We start from the raw sequence: 593 nt of genomic DNA, 5'->3' as shown, positions 1-593 counted from the left end.
TACCACACCCATACGTATATCAACAGTGACATTCATCGGTCGTGACGTGCCACCACAAGACTTTATTGGGCACCCCGTCGAAACCCGCGCCGATACAAGGCCTGGCTGTCGAAAATCGCGTTTTTGGCCGTGGAACTGTCGAACTCCGGTGTCCGGGTGACGTGCCCCATCTAGAAATCGGTTGCGTCGGCAACCCAGGAATCCGACGGGCATGTCCACTTCAACCATGGGAACAACAAGTGATCCGATTGTCGCGGCATCACTTTCGCTATGCATACGAGGTCAGAGGGGTTTCATCTGCGCGCCCTCAGGAATAACGCCGTGCTTCAGGTAGCGCCATAGTGCAATCACCAGTCGCCGTGCGACAGCGACGATGGCGATGCGCCGCGCGCGGCGGTTCGGCCCCGTGCCCTGCGTGCGCTGGTTGAACCACTGTGTCAGTGCACTGCCGGGCTGGTAGCGCAGCCAGGTCCACGCCATCTCGATCAGCAGCGCGCGCACCCGTCGGTTGCCCTGTTGCTGATCCCCTGGTCGACCTGGCTTTCGCCGCTGTCATAGGGCTGCGGCACCAGGCCGACGCACGCGCCCACCTG

General features: G+C 61.6%; 1 pseudogene. It reads right to left on the bottom strand.

Annotated elements, in window-relative coordinates:
- Positions 1-282: 282 nt before the first annotated feature.
- Positions 283-593, bottom strand: a pseudogene (locus AWB78_RS43020) (transposase); the annotation flags it as partial.

The sequence above is a fragment of the Caballeronia calidae genome (assembly GCF_900044055.2).
GTDB classification, from domain to species: domain Bacteria; phylum Pseudomonadota; class Gammaproteobacteria; order Burkholderiales; family Burkholderiaceae; genus Caballeronia; species Caballeronia calidae.
The sequence above is the reverse complement of the archived record's forward strand: the minus strand, read 5'-3'. Positions and strand labels throughout refer to the sequence as shown.